11 protein-coding genes are annotated in these 19,584 nt (G+C 50.5%); 9 read left to right on the top strand and 2 right to left on the bottom strand.

Annotated elements, in window-relative coordinates; genetic code table 11:
• Positions 1–108: 108 nt before the first annotated feature.
• Positions 109–1,548, bottom strand: coding sequence for a glutamate synthase subunit beta (locus ACYVR3_RS01900; protein ID WP_461242909.1), 1,440 nt, complete (start codon positions 1,546–1,548; stop codon positions 109–111).
• A 12-nt stretch (positions 1,549–1,560) separates the two neighbouring features.
• Positions 1,561–6,024 carry a glutamate synthase large subunit gene (gene gltB / locus ACYVR3_RS01895; protein WP_461242908.1) on the bottom strand — a complete coding sequence of 1,488 codons (4,464 nt, stop codon included), beginning with the start codon at positions 6,022–6,024 and terminating at the stop codon, positions 1,561–1,563.
• Positions 6,025–6,575: 551 nt separating this feature from the next.
• On the opposite strand from gltB, the gene sufC reads away from it, so the two are divergent.
• The 9 genes from sufC to cas9 all read left to right on the top strand — a co-directional run bounded on the left by sufC (position 6,576) and on the right by cas9 (position 19,545).
• Positions 6,576–7,394 carry a Fe-S cluster assembly ATPase SufC gene (gene sufC / locus ACYVR3_RS01890; protein WP_461242907.1) on the top strand — a complete coding sequence of 273 codons (819 nt, stop codon included), beginning with the start codon at positions 6,576–6,578 and terminating at the stop codon, positions 7,392–7,394.
• Position 7,395: 1 nt separating this feature from the next.
• A complete protein-coding gene (gene sufD, locus ACYVR3_RS01885) occupies positions 7,396–8,688 on the top strand; it encodes a Fe-S cluster assembly protein SufD (RefSeq protein WP_461242906.1) in 1,293 nt (430 codons plus the stop codon).
• On the top strand, positions 8,681–10,084 hold the full coding sequence (gene sufB / locus ACYVR3_RS01880; protein WP_461242905.1) for a Fe-S cluster assembly protein SufB: 1,404 nt from the start codon (positions 8,681–8,683) through the stop codon (positions 10,082–10,084). The genes sufD and sufB overlap by 8 nt, the downstream gene beginning before the upstream one ends.
• Before the next feature lie 30 nt (positions 10,085–10,114).
• The gene (locus ACYVR3_RS01875) at positions 10,115–10,423 is read left to right on the top strand and encodes a metal-sulfur cluster assembly factor (protein WP_054733459.1); all 309 of its coding nucleotides are present in this window, start codon (positions 10,115–10,117) and stop codon (positions 10,421–10,423) included.
• Between the two features lie 1,009 nt (positions 10,424–11,432).
• Complete coding sequence (locus ACYVR3_RS01870; RefSeq protein ID WP_057151624.1) at positions 11,433–12,596, top strand: 2-isopropylmalate synthase; 1,164 nt, start codon at positions 11,433–11,435, stop codon at positions 12,594–12,596.
• A complete protein-coding gene (leuB, locus tag ACYVR3_RS01865; protein WP_461242904.1) occupies positions 12,596–13,645 on the top strand; it encodes a 3-isopropylmalate dehydrogenase in 1,050 nt (349 codons plus the stop codon). Before ACYVR3_RS01870 ends, leuB begins: the two co-directional genes overlap by 1 nt.
• Positions 13,646–13,649: 4 nt before the next feature.
• Positions 13,650–15,026: a 3-isopropylmalate dehydratase large subunit gene (gene leuC / locus ACYVR3_RS01860; protein WP_461242903.1), complete on the top strand. Its 1,377-nt coding sequence runs from the start codon at positions 13,650–13,652 to the stop codon at positions 15,024–15,026.
• Entirely contained in the window at positions 15,026–15,610 is a 585-nt protein-coding gene (gene leuD / locus ACYVR3_RS01855; RefSeq protein ID WP_461242902.1) for a 3-isopropylmalate dehydratase small subunit, read from the top strand. The genes leuC and leuD overlap by 1 nt, the downstream gene beginning before the upstream one ends.
• Before the next feature lie 650 nt (positions 15,611–16,260).
• Positions 16,261–19,545 carry a type II CRISPR RNA-guided endonuclease Cas9 gene (gene cas9, locus ACYVR3_RS01850; RefSeq protein ID WP_461242901.1) on the top strand — a complete coding sequence of 1,095 codons (3,285 nt, stop codon included), beginning with the start codon at positions 16,261–16,263 and terminating at the stop codon, positions 19,543–19,545.
• Positions 19,546–19,584: the final 39 nt, after the last annotated feature.

The raw sequence follows: 19,584 nt of genomic DNA, 5'->3' as shown, positions 1-19,584 counted from the left end.
CAAGAGGCAGAGAGCTGCACCTAAGGCACTTCCACCGCAATTCCCAAAACCCGGGAATTCTGGTGAAAGTACCTTAGGCTCCGCTCTCTAACCGCCTCTTTCCACACTCTAAGCGCCCTGTTCCACACTCTCCAATACTTCAAACGAAGCATCCACCTTCTCCGCACAACTCCGGCCCTCAAACACGCCCCAGATGACTAAGCTTGGTCCGCGGCGGCAGTCGCCTGCTACGAAGACTTGGCTATCGTTGGTGGTGTAGTTTTTGTTGACCTTGGTGATGCCGAAGTTGTCGAACAGCCACTGTTCGGCGCCGGTGAAGCCCATTGCTAGGAGCACTAGGTCGGCCTTGACGCGGCGTTGGCTGCCGTTAACTGGTTTGAAGTGGTCCGTCGTACTGATTTCGACTTCGTTGACCTGACCGTGATCACCGAAGAAGCCAGTTGCCGTTGCGGTGTATTCGGTGATATCACCGAACAATGCGCGAGCTTCTTGTTGGCCGTAGCCGTTTTTTTGAACCATCGGCCACTCTGGCCACTGGTTGGTTGCGGTACGTTCGTGAGGGAGTTCAGGGGCGATTTCTAACTGTGTCACCCCGGCGGCGCCTTGACGAATGACCGTTCCGATACAATCGTTCCCAGTATCGCCACCGCCCAGAACCAGCACGTGTTTGCCTTTCAAGGCATCGGTGGCACTCGTTCCGTTTTCTAGAACGGACTTGGTGGCCAACGTCAGGTAATCAACGGCTTGATAGATTCCACCAAACTCGCGACCTGGCACGTCCAAATCACGCGCCTGCCGAGAGCCGGTACAGAGCACGATGCGGTCAAATGCTTCGCGAAGTTCAGCGACACTAATATCTTTGCCGACCTCGGTATTATTGACTAACTTGATCCCAACTTCACGGAGGGCTTGGAATCGCCGTTCGACGATCTTTTTGTCCAACTTCATGTTCGGAATACCGTACATGAGTAAGCCGCCGAACCGGTCGTCCCGTTCGAAAATGGTAACGGAATGCCCCAGTTGGTTTAACCGCCAAGCTGCGGCGATTCCGGCAGGGCCGCTACCGACTACGGCAATTTTTTTGCCAGTTCGGTGTTGGGGTTTACCAGAGTCAACGACCCAGCCGTTTTTGAAGGCTTGTTCGATGATGAATTTTTCGTTGTTGCGAATCGTGATGCCGGGGCCGTTAAGTGCTTGCACACAGGCGGCTTCACAAGGTGCGGGGCAGACCCGGCCAGTCATATCTGGTAGGTAGTTCGTTCGGGTCAATCGCTCGAATGCTTGGCGATCCCGGTTACGATAAACTAAGTCGTTCCATTCAGGAATCAGGTTGTCATTTGGGCAACCACTGACCGCCCGACCACCACCGTAGAAAATACCGTGGTGGCAAAACGGAATCCCACAGTTCATACAGCGGGCGGCCTGTTCTCGCCGGTCAGCGTCATCAAGATCGAGTTCCATCACGTCAAAATCCTTGATCCGTTGCATGACGGGGCGAACGGGGTTGTTCTTGCGTGAATATTTAATAAAGCCTCTTGGATCTCCCATTACGCGTTCCTCCTAATCTTGATTGGTTGCGGCGGAGAACGCCTTTTCAATGACTTGTTCTTCGGTGCCGCCATCGGTTGCGAACTTGGCAATCAAGTCGCGCATCCGGTGGAAGTCTCGTGGATAAACCTTAATAAACTTCTGTTGTTCAGTTTCCCAGTTATCTAGGATTTCTTTTGCGAGTGAGGAACTGGTGAAGTAGTAGTGCTTTTCAATCAGTTGTTTCAGTTGGCTATCGTCGCCAGCTTCGTTGAGATGGTATAAATCAACCAGTTCAGGGTTACAGTGCTGTTTGAAGTCGTTCGCCCAGTCGTAAACGTAGGCGACCCCACCGGACATTCCGGCAGCGAAGTTTCGGCCAGTTTGACCGAGGATAACGGCGGTCCCACCAGTCATGTATTCACAACCGTTGTTGCCGATCCCTTCAACCACGACGTTTGCCCCGGAGTTCCGAACGGCAAACCGTTCGCCGGCGCGGCCGTTGAAGTAGGCTTCACCACTAGTGGCACCGAAGCAGGCCACGTTACCGATAATTGGTGCATGGGCGTACAAATCTTCCGCACCTTCAGGGGAGGCGACGATCAACCGACCACCGGATAAGCCCTTCCCAACGTAATCGTTGGCTTCACCGTTGAGTTTGATTTCTAGTCCTTGGGTGATAAAGGCGCCGAAACTTTGACCCGCGGTCCCGGTGTAGTTGAACTTCAACGCACCAGGTTCGAGACCGTCATTACCGAAGCGTTTGGCGATCCAACCTGCTAAGCGGGTACCGGCTGACCGGTTCGTGTTGTTGATCGGTAAGTCAACGGTCGTTGTACTGCCGTTACGAAGACTGGTTTCGCTAACGAGGTTGAGGTCTGGCCAGTTGGATTTGGCCTTAAATGGATCTTTGACCTTGCGATCGATGGTGATGGTTTTGTTGATGATCCGATCGTAGTTGAGTGATTTGGCTTTACCAGATGGCACGTAACGTGGGTGCAAATGCCCACCGTGGCCGACCATTTCGTCAACGGTTCGGTACCCCAGTGCGGCCATCTGTTCACGCAGATCCTGTGCCAGGAAGGTCATCATGTTGATGACGTGTTCGGGGCGCCCAGCGTAAAGTTTCCGCAGGTCAGGGTTTTGGGTGGTGATGCCGATTGGGCAGGTGTTCAGGTTACATTTGCGCATCATGACACAGCCAATCGCAACCATGGTGAGGGTGGCGAAGCTAAATTCTTCGGCGCCCAGCATGATGGCAACGGCAATATCGCGGCCCGTTAACAACTTCCCATCGACTTCTAGGGTGGTCCGTTGCCGAAGGTGGTTCAAGGCCAACGTTTGGTGCGCGTCAGCTAAGCCCATTTCCCAAGGCAAGCCACAGTCACGAGTTGAGTTTCGTGGTGCGGCACCGGTCCCGCCATCGTAGCCTGCGATGACCACGGTGTTGGCGCCAGCTTTGACCACCCCAGCGGCAATTGTCCCAACACCGGTTGAAGAAACCAACTTGACGTTGATGGTGGCATCGGGGTTGACTTGTTTGAGGTCGTAGATCAGTTGTGCCAGGTCTTCGATGGAGTAGATATCATGGTGAGGTGGCGGTGAAATCAATTGCACGCCGGCGATGGAGCCCCGGATACTAGCGACCCATGGGTAGGCCTTTCCGGCAGGTAGTTGACCACCTTCACCGGGTTTAGCCCCTTGCGCCATCTTGATTTGCAGTTCGTCAGCACTCATTAAATACTCGGTGTTGACCCCGAAACGAGCGGTAGAAACCTGCTTGATCCGGCTGTTACGGTTGAGGCCATCAGCGCCAACCTTGAACCGGCGGCGGTCTTCGCCACCTTCACCGGAGTTGCTGCGGGCACCAAGCTTGTTCATGGCGATCGCAATCGTTTCGTGGGCTTCTTGTGAGAGGGCCCCGAAACTCATGGCGCCAGACTTGAAGCGTTTGACGATCGAACTAACGGGTTCAACCTCACTGATTGGCACGGGTTGGTTCCCGTTGCGGTCAATGTCCCACATCGACCGCAACGTAACGGGTTCGCTCAAGGCTTCCTCGTTCATTTGCGCCGCGTACTTTTGGTACTCTTGATAATCGCCCGAACGAACGGCCTTTTGGAACTGGTAGATCGATAGCGGGTTGTACAAGTGGTGTTCGCCGTCTTCCTTAAACTGGAAGCTCCCACCTGATGGGAGGTCGTCGATGGTGTGTGGATCGTAGGCGGCACGGTATTTAAGTTCATATTCATCTTCAATTTGGTTCAGCGTTAAGCCGCCGATCCGGGTTGGGGTGCCGGTAAAGTACTGATCGACTACGGCGTCCGAGAGGCCAATGGCTTCGAACAGCTGAGCGCCTTGGTAACCAGCGATGGTGGAGATTCCCATCCGGCTCATGATCTTAATGATCCCCTTGGTGGCGGCGTGACAGTAATCGTCCAAGTGGTCGGCGTAACCGCGTTGTGTCAAAGTTGCGAAGGCGCCGTATGGGTGAATGGCAGTAGCGCCATAACCAACTAGGCAGGCAAAGTGGTGCAGTTCACAGGCTTCGGCAGTATCGACCACGAGGGAAGCTGCGGTGCCCTTACCTTGGCGAACCAGGTAGTTGTGTAAACCGGAAACCGCGAGTAACACGGGAATCGTCATTTGATGCGTGGCAACAGGGCGGTCGGATAAGACGATGATCGTGGCGCCGTTGTCGATGGCATTTTCAGCCTGTTTGAACAGACTTTCTAAGGCGTGCGCCAACCGGTTAGGGGTTGCCGTCATGTCGTAGGCTAACGATAACTTAGCGACTTTCAGCGCTGGTAGATCCAGACTGAGAATCTTAGCGTAGGCTTGGTCGTTTAAAATCGGCGCGTCGATCTTGAGCTTTTGGCAGTTGGCCGCCGTATCTTCGGTGACGTCGTTGTCACGACCCAAGAAGAGGGTGGTGCTGATGACGATCTTTTCACGCAGTGGGTCGATCGGTGGATTGGTCACTTGCGCGAAGGCCTGTTTAAAGTAGGTAAATAGTGATTCAGACTTTTTGCTGAGTACGGCTAATGGTGAGTCAAACCCCATGGCAACGGTAGGTTCACCACCATTTTGGGCCATCGGAATCAATGCGGTTTCGATGACTTCGTGGGTGTAGCCGTTGCGACGCCAGAGGCGCTTAAGGTCAGTATCGCTGATTTCAGGTTCTGGCTTAACGTCGGGTAAATCGTTAAGTGACAACCGGTTGGCCGTTAACCATTGCTGGTAAGGGTGTTCGGCTGCGAACTGTTGCTTCAATTCACTTGAGTTGTAGATGCGGCCAACACTGGTGTCAACGAGGAGCATTTCAGCAGGCGCCAAGATACCCTTCTTTTGAATCTCAGTTGGCGCCACGTCAACGACGCCGGATTCGGAAGCCACGATCAGCTCGTTATCTTTGGTTAAGGTGTAGTGCGATGGCCGTAAGCCGTTTCGGTCAAGGAACGCGCCAACTTGAATGCCATCCGTGAAACAGAGCGCTGCTGGGCCATCCCAAGGGGCCATGAAGGTCGCGTTATATTCGTCAAATGCCCGTTCATCTTCCGGCATTTCAACGCCTTCGCCCCAGGCTTCTGGGACCATCATCATGAGTGCTTTAGGAATCGAACGACCGTGGCGGTAGAGGTACTCCATACAGTTTTCCAACTTAGCAGAGTCGGAATCGTCTTCATCGTAAATGTCGATGCCATGGCTGGTCATCCAGTTTTCAGCACCCTTCAAGGTGTTGATTTCACCGTTGTGGGCGAGGAACCGGAATGGTTGCGCGCGATCCCAGCTTGGGAAGGTGTTCGTGGAGAATCGGGAGTGGATCAGACAGATGGCACTCTTCATCTCAGGATCGTGAAGGTCGGGGAAGAACAGGCCAACTTGGTAGGCGTGCAGCATCCCCTTATAAACGATCGTTTGACTAGAAAGGGAGCAGACAGCCAGTGATGGGCGGTCAAAGACCTTTTCTAATTTACGACGAAGCGCGTAGAGCCGGTCTTCAAAGTCGCGGCCTGCGGTAACGTCAGCGGGGCGTTGAATAATTACTTGCGCAAAGCCGGGCATCGCTTTTTGCGCGGCCGGCCCACAGTTTTCGTAAACGAACGGTACGAACCGGGTCCAGAGTACTGGAAAACCAGCGGCATCGATTTGGTCGGTTACGGCACGTAACATGGCGTCACGCTTGTCTTCATCGTGAGGCAAGAAGAGTTGTGCCACGGCATAGTCGCCAGCAGCAGGCAACGTTAATAAAACGTTGGCCATTTGTTGCCGGAAAAAAGCATCTGGCATTGCCATGAGAATACCAGCACCGTCACCAGTATCGGGTTCCGCACCGGTACCGCCACGGTGATTCATGCGCTGTAACATCGTGAGCGCTTTTTCAACGAGTTGGTGGCTTGGTCGACCATCAACTTGGGTGATGAATCCCATCCCACAAGCGGCGTGTTCAAACTTGGGGGAGTACATTAAGTTTTGATCCTGTGTAAGGTTACGCATCAATTCACCTGCTTTATGTGCTTAACGAGTTGAGAAAAATTAACTTTATTTGAGTACCTCTAATAGTATTCTAATCTCGAACTGAAAACAATGAATTTTTAAATAAATATGTATTTTATGCAAATACAAGCATTTTGAAACCGTCTTTATCGGTTACTAAGCAACGTTTACTAGTCATCGTATAAGCCGGTATAAAGGCGTTTGTAGCACGTGTAATCGAAAAATACATCTTAAAATATGAAAAAATCACCAATTTAAATTTATGCAAAAAGAATATAATCAGCGGTTATTAGTTACTTTACGGGGGATGGCTTTTGAGTAAATAACCACTTACTTTTTGTTAAGATTATGGCCAAATTCGGGATTAACCATTGCCAAAATGGGGTTATCACCGTTATAATTTAACTTAATTTTAATTTAGCAAATTGACCAAGGCCTGACTCGTGGCAGTCACGTCTTTTGTGACGATGAGGCAGTACATATTACTGGGGATAATTGCACCAACTACATAGTGTCTTGGTCACCACACTTGAAAGGAGTGGCGATCGCTTATGGCAACGTTACAAGTTACTGATCTGCACGTTAGCGTGACGGATGATGAAACACAGGAAGCCCGCGAAATTTTAAAGGGCGTTAATTTAACAATGAATACTGGTGAAACGCATGCCATCATGGGACCGAATGGTACGGGAAAGTCGACGCTATCGGAAACGATTATGGGCAATCCGGCCTACCAAGTGACCCAGGGGGACGTTACCTTAGATGGGGAGAGTTTATTGACCAAACCGGTGGATGAACGGGCACGCGCGGGTGTTTTTTTAGCGATGCAGTATCCGGCTGAGATTAAGGGCGTTACCAACGTGGAATTTATGCGCGCCGCCGTTAATGCTGGGCGGCCAGCCGATGATCCGATTTCGATTCGAACCTTTTTAAAGGAACTGGATCACAACCTTGATATCTTGAACATGTCGGATGATATGACCGAACGTTATCTCAATGAGGGTTTTTCCGGCGGTGAGAAGAAGCGAAATGAAATTCTGCAACTCATGATGATCAAACCGAAATTTGCGATTTTGGATGAAATCGACTCCGGCTTGGATATCGATGCGCTACAAGTGGTCGCTAAGGGCGTTAATGCCATGGCTGGTCCAGACTTTGGCACGCTGATGATCACTCACTACCAACGGTTGCTGAACTACATTCATCCGGATCAGGTTCACGTGATGATGGATGGCCGAATTGTGAAAACCGGTGATTTCACACTCGCAGAAAAACTAGAAGCCGAGGGTTACGCAGGGTTGCGTGATGAACTTGGCCTCAACGTAAAATTAGTCGATGACGAGAACCCAGCTGAGAATGGGGGTAACTAAAATGGCAGTAACGACTATCCCAACGCTTGACCCGCAGTGGTTAACGGCCGCTCGATTTGCGGACGAACCACAGTGGTTAACCGAACAACGGCAAGCGGCCTGGACGCAGTTAGCTGATTTACCGTTACCGCGATTTACCAAAGTCGCTTACGGTGACTGGCCGTTAACGGCGTTTACCAGCAAACTGGCAAAACCGGCCGCGCCAATTGATGCCGCAATGGCCGACTATCAACTTGTCAGTGTTGGCCAAACTACGCAGACCCTGACGTTACCCGATGCGCTCCAACAACAGGGCGTAATTCTGTGCGACTGGCCAACGGCACTGCGCGAACACGAAGCGCTTGTTCGGCGGTATTTGTTTCAAAAGGCCGTTCGACCGAATGAAGATCGGTTGACGGCATTGAACGCGGCGTTAATGAATGCCGGTGCGTTTTTATACATTCCTGAAAATGCCGTCCTACAGACGCCAATCAACCTTTGGCAACTCCAAGATAGTCGCCAGACCACCAACTTTGTCAGTCACACGGTGATCGTTGCTGCGCCACACAGTGACTTTCAGGTGTTGCAACATCTCTCCACGGTTGGAGAAATTGCTAATCCCGCTCACGTCACGGTGGAAGTGATTGCTGAAGCTGGTAGTCACGTTCGCTTCTCATCACTGGATGCATTTGGCAAAACAACCCACGCTTACGTCAACCGCCGCGGACACCTTGAACGCGATGCCGAAATCGATTGGACGATGGGCGTCTTCAATGAAGGCAACGTAATTGCGGACTTTAACTCTAACTTACGCGAACCCGGGTCCCACACCGAAGTTCAAACGGTGGCGGTTTCGACTCATGATCAGCAACAGGGCATCAACACGAAAGTCACCAACTATGGCCGCCATTCCGAAGGGAACATTCTTCAACGGGGGGTTGTCCTTCAGGATTCAACGTTAGTCTTTAACGGCATCGGTAAAATCATCCATGGTGCACACGGTGCGAAGGCCCAACAGGAAAATCGGCTGTTGATGCTTTCGCCAACCGCCAGTGGTGATGCGAACCCAATCCTATTGATCAATGAAAACGACGTGATTGCCGGCCACGCTGCCAGTGTTGGCCGGATCAATGAAAAGCAACTGTACTACTTGATGAGCCGGGGACTTCCTGAAGCAGTCGCGAAACGTTTAGTGATTCGCGGGTTCTTGGGCGTGATCCTCTCAGCAATTCCAGTAGTCAGCGTTCGGCAACGGATGATCGACTTGATCGATCAGAAACTTAATCTAGCAGAGGCGGGTGATCAGCGTGACTGATGTCAAAGAGGTGTTAAGTGAACACGATTACGAATTTGGATTTCATGATGATCACAAACCAGTCTTTTCCACTGGTGAAGGGTTAACGGAGGAAATCGTTCGAGAAATCTCGGCGGCGAAGGACGAACCACAGTGGATGCTGGATTTTCGGCTGAATGCCTACCATATCTACCAACAAAGTCCAGAACCGCCGTTTGGACCGGACTTATCCGGACTGGATTTGAAAAACATGCACTACTACCAAAAGGCGACGGATGATAAGTACGATGACTGGTCAGATGTGCCAGAGGATATTAAAAACACCTTTGACCGGTTGGGCGTTCCTGAAGCCGAACGCCAATGGTTATCCGGTTCAGCAGCGCAGTACGAATCCGAAGTGGTTTACCACAACATCGTGTCTGAACTAGAAGCTCAGGGCGTGATCTTTACGGATACCGATTCAGCGTTGAAGAAGTACCCCGAGTTATTCAGAAAGTGGTTCGGCAAGTTAGTCGGTCCCGAAACCAATAAGTTTGCGGCGTTAAATGCAGCGGTTTGGTCTGGCGGTTCGTTCATCTACGTACCTAAAGGCGTCACGGTGGACATGCCACTTCAGTCCTACTACCGGATCAATACGGCAAACTCCGGTCAGTTCGAACGCACACTGATCATCGTTGATGAGGGTGCTCACGTAGAATACGTTGAGGGATGTACCGCGCCAGCATACCAAAAGGACAGCCTCCATACGGCGGTGGTGGAATGTAACGTGCTCCCACACGCCTACTGCCGCTACACCACGATTCAAAACTGGTCCAACAACGTCTACAGTATCGAAAACAAGCGTGCACAAGCGCTAGAAGGGGCCGTCATGGAATGGATCGACGGCAACCTCGGGTCAAAAGTCACAATGAAATACCCATCGGTTTACCTTAACGGTGAGGGTGCTCGCGGTTCGATGCTCTCGATTGCCGTTGCCGGCCGCAACATTGATTCCGATACCGGTGCGCGGATGATTCACAACGCGCCAAACACCTCATCGTCCGTGATTTCAAAATCGATTTCAAAGGATGGCGGCGCAGTTGATTACCGGGGCCAAGTCCGCTTTGGTCGTCACTCGGACGGCTCCTTTGCCCACGTTGAATGTGATACGATCATCATGGATGACCAATCAACAAGTGATACGGTGCCTTACAACGAAATCTTGAATAACAACGTCACGATGGAGCACGAAGCCAAGGTTTCCAAGATTTCTGAAGAACAGTTATACTACTTGATGAGCCGGGGCATTCCAGAAGCCAAAGCGACCGAAATGATCATCATGAGCTTCATGGAACCTTTCACCAAGGAATTACCAATGGAATACGCGGTGGAATTGAACCGCTTGATCACGTTTGAAATGGAAGGGTCCATTGGTTAAAGTCATTCAGGCATAAGAGGAGGAACATGCATGACAGCACCATTTAAAGAACGCGGCCTTGCTGCATTGGAAAATGTCATTGATCCAGAATTAGGCGTTGATATCGTCAACCTAGGTTTGATTTACAACGTTGAACTCGATGACCAGGGCGTTTGCCTTGTCACTATGACGCTCACCATTGCCGGTTGTCCGCTAACAGATTATCTTGATCAAGCCATTAAGGATGAACTTAGTGGTTTCGATGAAGTTACCCGCGTCGACATTAACCTGGTCTGGGAACCTGCCTGGTCCATGGACAAGATGTCACGTGAAGCACGACTTGAACTTGGCATTCACTAATTGATGCATTGTCTCAGCTGATTATTGGCTGGGGCTTTTTTTGTTGTCGTTTGTGTCCAGCGACAGTGTGCGGAGCGAGACGGGTTGAGAGCAGTGTGTAAGGTGAGTCCGGTGAAGGCGCCCGGGCCTGGCGGGTTTACCGGACTCGCCTTACATGCAGCTCTCAGTCTCGCGCAGCACCATTCGGCGTGGTGGCCAGAAAGCGCGTGGTTGACAAGTTCTTACAACTTCAGAAACCCTGGAAATAACAGTTTAAGTGGCGCCGAATTTTGTAGCCTGAGAGCGCCGGTTTTCATGCGGCTTTGGCGAGCGAAGCGACGACAAACAGCCAATACCCCAATCGCACCCAACACTTACGCTGGACACAAGCGACAGTGCGCAATCGACTACTGAATAGTAAAATCCCCAGTAAAATAACCAATTATCATTAACGAATAATTAGAACTGGCGTAAGCGCCTAGACGCACATAACGAGGATTGGGCCAGGTAATTAAGTTATAGTAGATTTTGATGATTATTAGTCACGAGATTTGGAATATAAACGTTGATATATTCACGTTTATAGCACTAATTAATAACGACATTTCGTTCTTCAAACGAGCTGAAACGACACAAAAAATTTTTTTCAGGTAATTGAAAGTTGCGCTAAAGCTACGGCTGGTAACGGTTGACCAGTCATTGAATTTGTATTGAAAATGAGAAATAAATGAAAAAGTTGTTGTGCTTTTTAATCTCGTATGCTAAGGTTGCACCATACTAAAAAACGAACGGAGGTTACAAGCATGTCAATTCAAAACACGAACACTCAATTGAACAACGTTTCACTTGCAACCTCCTTATTAGCCTTATTATTATGATGCAGGACTTAGACAGTTAAAACTTGTCAAGTCCTATTTGCGTTATGAGAATGGGGCTTGACCAAACACCCCATTCCAATCGAATGAGGTGTTTTTTAGTTTTAAGCGCTGGGTTTTAAATCGAGAATTTCAAATAAGGAAGGTTGATTAATATGACAAAACAAATTCAATTTTTTGATACCACATTGCGTGACGGCGAACAAACCATTGGAGTTAACTTCAGTATTGATGAAAAAGTAGCGATTGCTAAACAACTTGAAAACTGGGGCGTTGACGTGATCGAAGCAGGTTTCCCCGTCGCATCTGAGGGCGACTTTGAGGCCGTCCAAGCCGTGTCACGCGCCGTGAAGAAGGTCCGCGTTACTGGATTGGCGCGGGCCCGTAAAGGTGATATCGATGCTTGTGTTAAGGCAACCGCAGACGCTGCCCATAAACAAATCCATGTTTTCATTGCCACTAGTCCGATTCACCGCGACTCAAAACTACATATGACGAAACAACAAGTAATTGATACGATCACTGATTGTGTCAGCTACGCACATAAATTCTTTGACATCGTTGAATTTTCACCAGAAGACGCTACCCGGACGGAACCAGATTTCTTGGTTGAATCCATTCAAGCAGCCATCGATGCTGGCGCAACGGTGATTAACATTCCTGATACGGTGGGGTACACGAATCCGGTTGAATTTGCTGCCCTGTTCAAGAACCTTCGCGAAAACGTTCGCAACTTCGATGATTACACCTTCTCCGTTCACTGCCACGATGACCTTGGGATGGCCGTTGCGAACAGCCTGGCTTCCATTGAAAATGGCGCTACTCGAATTGAAGGCACGATCAACGGCATCGGCGAACGGGCCGGCAACGCCGCTTTGGAAGAAGTTGCTGCCGCAATGTATGTTCGTAAGGACTACTACGATGCAACCAACAACATCAACATGAAGGAAACCAAGAAGACCAGTGACATGATCAGCAAGTTTGCTAAGATGCCAGTGCCACATAACAAGGCGGTTGTTGGTGCCAACGCATTTGCCCATGAATCTGGGATTCACCAAGATGGCATGTTGAAGAATCCTCAAACTTACGAAATTCTGACCCCCGAATCTGTCGGGGCCAACAAGACCACTTTGCCACTGGGCAAACTTTCTGGGTCACACGCTGTGATGACCAAGTTGCAAGAAATGGGTTACGACGTTGATCGTGACGCCATGAAGATCATCTTCCCATACTTTAAGAATAAGGCCGATCACACAGACATCGTTTCTGAAGCTGATTTGAAGGACATTATGGGCCAATTTAGCGAGGTGAAGGCCTAATGACAACTGCCCAAATTACCGTTCTTGCAGGGGACTATATTGGTCCCGAAATCATGGCTGCCGGACTTAAAGTCCTCGCGGCTGTGGCTGAAAACCAAAACTTTGACTACGAGTTGCACGAAATGCCATTTGGGGGCGCCGGCATCGATCAAAAAGGCGATCCCTTACCAGCCGAAACGCTGAAATCGGCACAGGAAAGCGACGCGGTATTGTTAGCCGCTATCGGCGGGCCAAAGTGGGATGGTGCCCCGAAGACACCGGAAAAAGGGCTGTTGGCGATTCGTAAGGCACTCAATCTGTTTGCAAACATTCGGCCAACCTACATTAGCCCGGCAATGCAACAATATTCACCCATTAAAAACGAAAAACCAGTCGACTTCGTGATCGTTCGCGAACTGACCAGTGGCGTTTACTTTGGGACGCCGCGGGAAACCACGGCGGATTACGCTTTGGATACGATGCGCTACACAAATGAAGAAATCGAACGCATTACCCGAGTGGGCTTTGAAATGGCCATGAAACGCCGCAAACACGTGACGTTGGTGGATAAGGCCAACGTGCTGGATACCAGTAAACTTTGGCGGAAAATCGTTGCCCAAATTGCAACGGAATACCCCGAAGTGACCTATGATCAAAGTTATGTCGATGCGGCTTCAATGAAGATCATTGCCGATCCCGGTCAATTCGACGTGATTTTAACTGAGAACCTGTTCGGCGATATTTTAAGCGATGAAGCCGCTCAAATCACCGGTTCACTGGGGACGATTCCATCCATGAGTCGTGGGACAAATGGCCCATCACTCTATGAACCCATTCACGGCTCCGCCCCAGACATTGCGGGCAAGGGCATCGCGGATCCATTGTCGATGGTCAAATCCGTGGCGATGATGTTAGCCAATTCCTTTGACCGTCAAGACCTCTCTGACCAGATCATGGCCAGCGTGAACAAGACGATTGAAGATCAAATCGTGACTCCCGATTTGGGTGGTCACGCCAACACAGCGGAAGTTACCGCAGCAATTATTAAAAATATTCAGGAGAGTAGATGAGATCATGACACAAACCATGTTTGATAAAATTTGGGCGAAACACGTGATTACGGGGGAACCCGGGGAGCCACAATTAATCTACGTTGACCTCCAACTCTTACATGAAGTGACCTCACCACAAGCGTTTGAAGGCCTTCGTGAAAACAACCGGAAAGTTCGCCGACCAGACCGCAACTTTGCGACGATGGATCATAACGTGCCAACCGAAAACATCTTTGATATTCAAGATGCGATTTCAAGAAAACAAATCGAAACCTTGGGCGAAAATACCAAGGAGTTCGGCGTTCGGTTAGCCGGCATGGGTGACCGAGATCAAGGTATCGTGCACGTGATCGGCCCACAGCTTGGGTTAACCCAACCCGGGATGGTCATTGTCTGTGGCGATTCTCACACGGCCACTCACGGGGCGTTTGGCTCAATCGCATTCGGGATTGGGACTAGTGAAGTTGAACACGTCTTGGCCACGCAAACCATTTGGCAAACTAAGCCTAAGAACATGGGCATTCACGTTCATGGCGAGCTGCCTCAAGGCGTTTACGCGAAGGACATCATTATGGGCATTATTGCCCGCGAAGGCGTCGCATTTGGGACTGGCTACGCAGCTGAATTTTACGGCGATACCATCGAACGGATGAGCATGGAAGAACGCATGACGATTTGTAACATGGCCATTGAAGGCGGCGCTAAGGTCGGAAACGTCCGGCCAGATCAGACCACGTTTGATTACGTGGCGGGTCGAAAATACGCACCGAAACACATGGACAAGGCGATTGAATACTGGAAACAGTTCTACACGGATGACGAATCGGCCTATGACCGAATCATCGACGTGGACGCCACGCAACTCGCACCGTTCGTGTCTTGGGGAACGAACCCCGGCATGGCGGTCCCTGTAGATCAAACCTTCCCAGAAATTAAGAATGGCGACGATCAAAAAGCGTACGATTACATTGGCTTGCAACCCGGGCAAACGGCTCGCGACATTCCAATCGAATTTGCGTTCATGGGCTCATGCACTAACGGTCGGTTGTCTGACCTGAAGATTGAAGCCGAAACACTGAAGGGCCACCATATCGCCCCAGGCGTTACCGCACTAGTTGTTCCCGGTTCCCGAGAGGTTAAAATTCGGGCGGAGGAACTCGGTCTAGACAAAATCTTTAAGGATGCCGGCTGTGAATGGCGCGAACCTGGTTGCTCCGCTTGTCTCGGGATGAACCCGGACCAAGTGCCAGCTGGTGTTCACTGTGCTTCGACCTCTAACCGGAATTTTGAGGGCCGGCAAGGGGCTGGCGCACGGACGCATTTGGCCAGCCCAGCAATGGTTGCTGCGGCAGCGATTAACGGTCACTTTGTAGATATTCGAAAGGCAGGTGTTCTTTAATGGAACCCATTACGACAATTAAAGGGACGTCGATCCCAATCATGAAAGAAAACATTGATACCGACCAACTGATTCCAAAGCAATTTTTGAAGAACATCTTAAAGGTGGGGTATGGCCGCAACCTGTTTTACGATTGGCGCTATACATCACCAAACAAGCCGAACCCCGACTTTATCCTCAACAAACCCGAACGCCAAGGCGCCGAAATTCTGGTGACTGGTGACAACTTCGGTTGTGGTTCTTCACGGGAACACGCCGTTTGGGCACTTAAAGACTGGGGCTTCAAAGTGGTTATCGCTGGTGGTTACAGTGATATCTTTTACATGAACAGCACTAAGAACGGCTTGCTGGCCATCATTTTGCCAGAAAACGAACGTGAAATTTTGGCAGCTGCACCGGCTAATGCCGACATCACGGTTGACCTGCCTAACCAGGAAGTCCGTTACGATGGTCAAACCTTCAAGTTCGATATTGACCCACTTTGGAAGCACAAGTTCGTCAACGGTCTTGACGACATTGCGATTACCATGCAGTATGAAGATCAGATTGAAGCCTTCGAAGCTCAGATTCCTAACTTTAACTAACTATGGAAAGCCAGCCGGTGTTTGCGTATCGGCTGGCTTTTGTTGTCGCTTGTGTCCAGCGATAGTGTGCGGAGCGAGACGGGTTGAGAGCAGTGTGCAAGGCGACATCGGTGAAGGCGCCCGGGCCTGGCGGATTTACCGATGTCGCCTTGCATGCAGCTCTCAGTCTCGCGCAGCACCATTCGGCGTGGTGGCCAGAAAGCGCGTGGTTGACAAGTTCCTGCAATGTCAGAAACCCTGGAAATAACAGTTTAAGTGGCGCCGAATTTTGTAGCCTGAAAGCGCTGGTTTTTATGCGGCTTTGGCGAGCGAAGCGATGACAAACAGCCGTCACCCAAATCGCACCCAACACTTACGCTGGACACAAACGACAGTGCAATAGCGAAAAACTTATGTAAACAAAAGTTAAAAAGAAATGAGAAACTGATTAAAGAAATGCGTGACATTGGCCGGAAAATTCCTTATAATAATGGCATGCACTTAAACATCCGAGTTTGAGTTGAATCCTTGCTTAGTAGGATTTGTAAGGATACTATGATAAGGCGATCCACGTGATCTGCCGTACAGCTCTAGCCCTCATCTTCTCAATCGGAGGTGGGGGCTATCTGTTTAATCATAGGTAAACGACGTTATAGAAGGTAGGTGTGTCAATGAGCTACTTAATTGGATTAGATATTAACCTCGCGTCCGTCGGCTTTGCGGTCTTGCAGACGGATGAGCAGGGGCAACCAAATAAGATTCTAAAATTGGATAGTGTGCTGTTTCCGAAGGCCGAAAATCCGAAAGATGGAGCCTCGCTAGCGATGACGACGCGACAGCACCGGTGCACTCGGCGTCGTTATCGACGTGCCCGGTTCCGCAAACACCGAGTTGCGCAGTTGTTCGTTCGGTCAGGACTAATGACTGCCGAACAACTCAATGCGTACTTTACGCAACAGCAACCCCACCACGATATCTGGCAACTTCGGGTGAAGGCGTTGGACGAACCGCTGAATGAACTTGAGTTGTTTGAAGTCCTTTACTACCTCGTTAATCATCGGGGCTTTAAGTCCAACTCTCGGTCAGAAGTGGCGAACCGTATGGATTCAGATTCTGGCGAAGATCTCGGCCGGCTACTACAGGCCATTCAAGATACCAAGCAGGTCTTTCAAACGGGCCATTATCGGACCTTTGGTGAAATGATGCTACAAGATCCGCGGTTCCAAGAACGGAAACACAATAAGAACTATGCGTCAACTTACTTAATGCACCCGCTTCGCGAATGGATCGAAGCGGAGGCCCGGTTGATTTTGAGCAGTCAGCGTCAGTATCACACTGCAATCACACCGGCATTTCAACAAGCCTACATAACGATTTTAACGAGTCAACGAAATTTTGATAGTGGTCCGAGTGCCCCGAGTCGCTTTGGGGGCAACCTCATTGAGAAGATGGTGGGGAATGACAGCTTGGAACCGCAAGAAAAGCGGGCAGCCAAAGCCACCCGAACTTGTTGTGAATTTGACCTGTTGCGAACCGTCAACGCCATTAAATTGGTGAGTCCACGAGAACGTAATGGCCGCATCTTGACTGTCACGCAACGGCACACCTTGATTGCACTGGCCCATAAGCAACAAAGCTTGGACTTTGCGCAAGCTCGGCATGCGTTGGCGTTGCCAGACGACGTTCGGTTTAGTCAGGTGAACTATCAGAATCAGACGATGAAGAAGGCTGAAAAGCGGTCGAAAATCGTCAACTTTAAGCCAGTTCATGATATCAAAGTCGCTTTGAAATCGAGTTTGTATGCGGATGATACTGATTTGATCGACCAAATTGGCACCATTTTGACAAATTTCTCCAGTGATCAAGCGAAACGGAACGCTTTGACGGCACTGGCAGTCCTTTCGGATACGGAAATTGAACATTTGTTGACGTTGAACTATACGTCGTACTCCCAATATTCCTTGAAGACGATGCGGCAACTCTGGCCCTATCTTTGGCGCGGGCACAGTTTTGAAGAATCACTGGAATTGGCGGGTTATCTCCTGAAAGATCAGGTGATCGACCGCGACTATTTGTACGCGAATTTGACGAATCCGGTGGCAAAACGCGCCGTTTCAATCGCGTTAAAGGTTGTTCGTGCCATTACCAACCAGTACGGTCGGCCGGATGCGATTCGAATGAAGTTGGCGACGGAGCTGACCATCGATTTCCAAGACCGGGTCGACTACGATAAACGCCGGCAACGCGAACGGGCTGGCACGGCTAAAATTGCGGCCACGTTGCACCAATTGGGCGTTCCTGTGACGGGAAACAACATTCTCAAGCAGCGGCTATTTACGGATCAGCAGGGAATCGACCTGTACAGTGGTCAGCCAATCAGCCCTGAGCGGCTATTTAACGATGACGACTACCAAATCGACCACGTGGCACCGTATTCGGTTAGTTTTGATGATAGCTACTTAAACAAGGTCGTCACGAGTACGCTGAATAACCAGTTGAAAGGCAATCGCCTCCCGATGCAGTTCCTAGCACCCGAACAACAGGCTGGTTACACCGAATTAGTTCAAAAAACGGTCAAATCCTTCCGAAAACGGCAACGTTTATTGAAGCCGGATTTCTCGGCGAAGGATTGCAGTCGCTGGCAAGCGCGTAACTTGGGCGATCACCGGTACGTGAACCAGATTCTCAGTCAGTATTTCCGGCAAAACATCACTTTCCGGCCGGTTTACCATGATCCGGTGACATCGGTTAATGCGCGGGCGGTGTCGAAACTGCTGCAACGGTTTAGTATCCGGTCGATTCAACAACCGACTGATCTGCGTTACGCAGCCAACGCGGTTGTGGTGGGCTGCACCGTGCCAACCTACTTGGAAACGTTGATGCAGTACAGTGCTGCACGAGAAGTCACTCACAACGAAACGCTGTGGACGGACTTCGAACGCACCGCTGCGACGGATGCGGCGTTGCAACCGGCGAACCTTAAAGTCCGTAACCAGATGCCGCTCCCATGGCCAGAATTTCGGGATGAACTGAATGCCCGGTTGTCCGATGATCCCGTTGGTCTAATGATCACGCAACGCTGGTCTCAGTACCGACCAAGTGAAATCAAAGCACTGAAGCCCGTGTTCGTCATCCGAACAGCGCAACACCATGGGCGGGGTGAAGTGCATAAGGAGACCGTTTTTTCGGCTAAGCAGTATGCGGAAACCGGGATGGTCGTCCAACGGGTTGCGATTAAATCGCTGAAGCTTGGTAAGGACCAGACGATCACTGGCGCTAAAGGCACGTATCAACTTGCGGCTGATGGCAGTAACCGCGTGGTGTACGATGCAATTCACGCAGCGTTGCTGGCAGCTAACGGTGATGGTAAGCAGGCCTTTCCGGATGGCCAACTCGCCATTCAGGTTGGTGAGCAGACCAAAATCGTCACGAAGGTCAAAGTGACTAAAAAGGCGACATTGGTAACCGCAGTGGGGCACCATCACGGCGTTGCCAGTAACTCGCGGATGGTTCGAGTAGATCTGTACCAAACGGATCACGGTTACGCTGGTGTGCCAATTTATCCAGCGGATCTGGTTCGAGATGAACTGCCGAACAAAGCCATCACCGCGCGCAAACCATACGCACAGTGGGACCAGATTACGGCGACGGACACGTTCGTGGGGTCGCTCTATCCCAACGATCCAGTACATATTACGCGGGAACGCGCGATTCGGTTGAAGTCCACGAACGGCAGTGTTCGGAAGGTCACCGAACTCGACTGTTACTTTGCGAAGATCAATATTTCGAACAACAGTGTCACCTTTAAAGCTCACGATGGCAGTTACGAGATTCAAGAACTGGCATTATCCAGTCTGGCCAGTTTGCAAAAATACCGGGTCAGCTATCTCGGCGATCAGCACCTGGTCAAACACGAAGGTCACCGAACAGCCAGTCCCCATCGCGTGAACGTTTAACAGCAACAAAAAAACCAGCAACGTGCCTCGCACGTTGCT

This window comes from Secundilactobacillus muriivasis, from assembly GCF_054785195.1.
This window is presented reverse-complemented; position numbering and strand designations above follow the sequence as displayed.

Coding starts and splice junctions, on each gene's coding strand:
- ACYVR3_RS01900 (WP_461242909.1), bottom strand. CDS start 1,548: ATGGGAGATCCAAGAGGCTTTATTAAATATTCACGCAAGAACAACCCC.
- gltB (WP_461242908.1), bottom strand. CDS start 6,024: ATGCGTAACCTTACACAGGATCAAAACTTAATGTACTCCCCCAAGTTT.
- sufC (WP_461242907.1), top strand. CDS start 6,576: ATGGCAACGTTACAAGTTACTGATCTGCACGTTAGCGTGACGGATGAT.
- sufD (WP_461242906.1), top strand. CDS start 7,396: ATGGCAGTAACGACTATCCCAACGCTTGACCCGCAGTGGTTAACGGCC.
- ACYVR3_RS01875 (WP_054733459.1), top strand. CDS start 10,115: ATGACAGCACCATTTAAAGAACGCGGCCTTGCTGCATTGGAAAATGTC.
- ACYVR3_RS01870 (WP_057151624.1), top strand. CDS start 11,433: ATGACAAAACAAATTCAATTTTTTGATACCACATTGCGTGACGGCGAA.
- leuB (WP_461242904.1), top strand. CDS start 12,596: ATGACAACTGCCCAAATTACCGTTCTTGCAGGGGACTATATTGGTCCC.
- leuC (WP_461242903.1), top strand. CDS start 13,650: ATGACACAAACCATGTTTGATAAAATTTGGGCGAAACACGTGATTACG.
- leuD (WP_461242902.1), top strand. CDS start 15,026: ATGGAACCCATTACGACAATTAAAGGGACGTCGATCCCAATCATGAAA.
- cas9 (WP_461242901.1), top strand. CDS start 16,261: ATGAGCTACTTAATTGGATTAGATATTAACCTCGCGTCCGTCGGCTTT.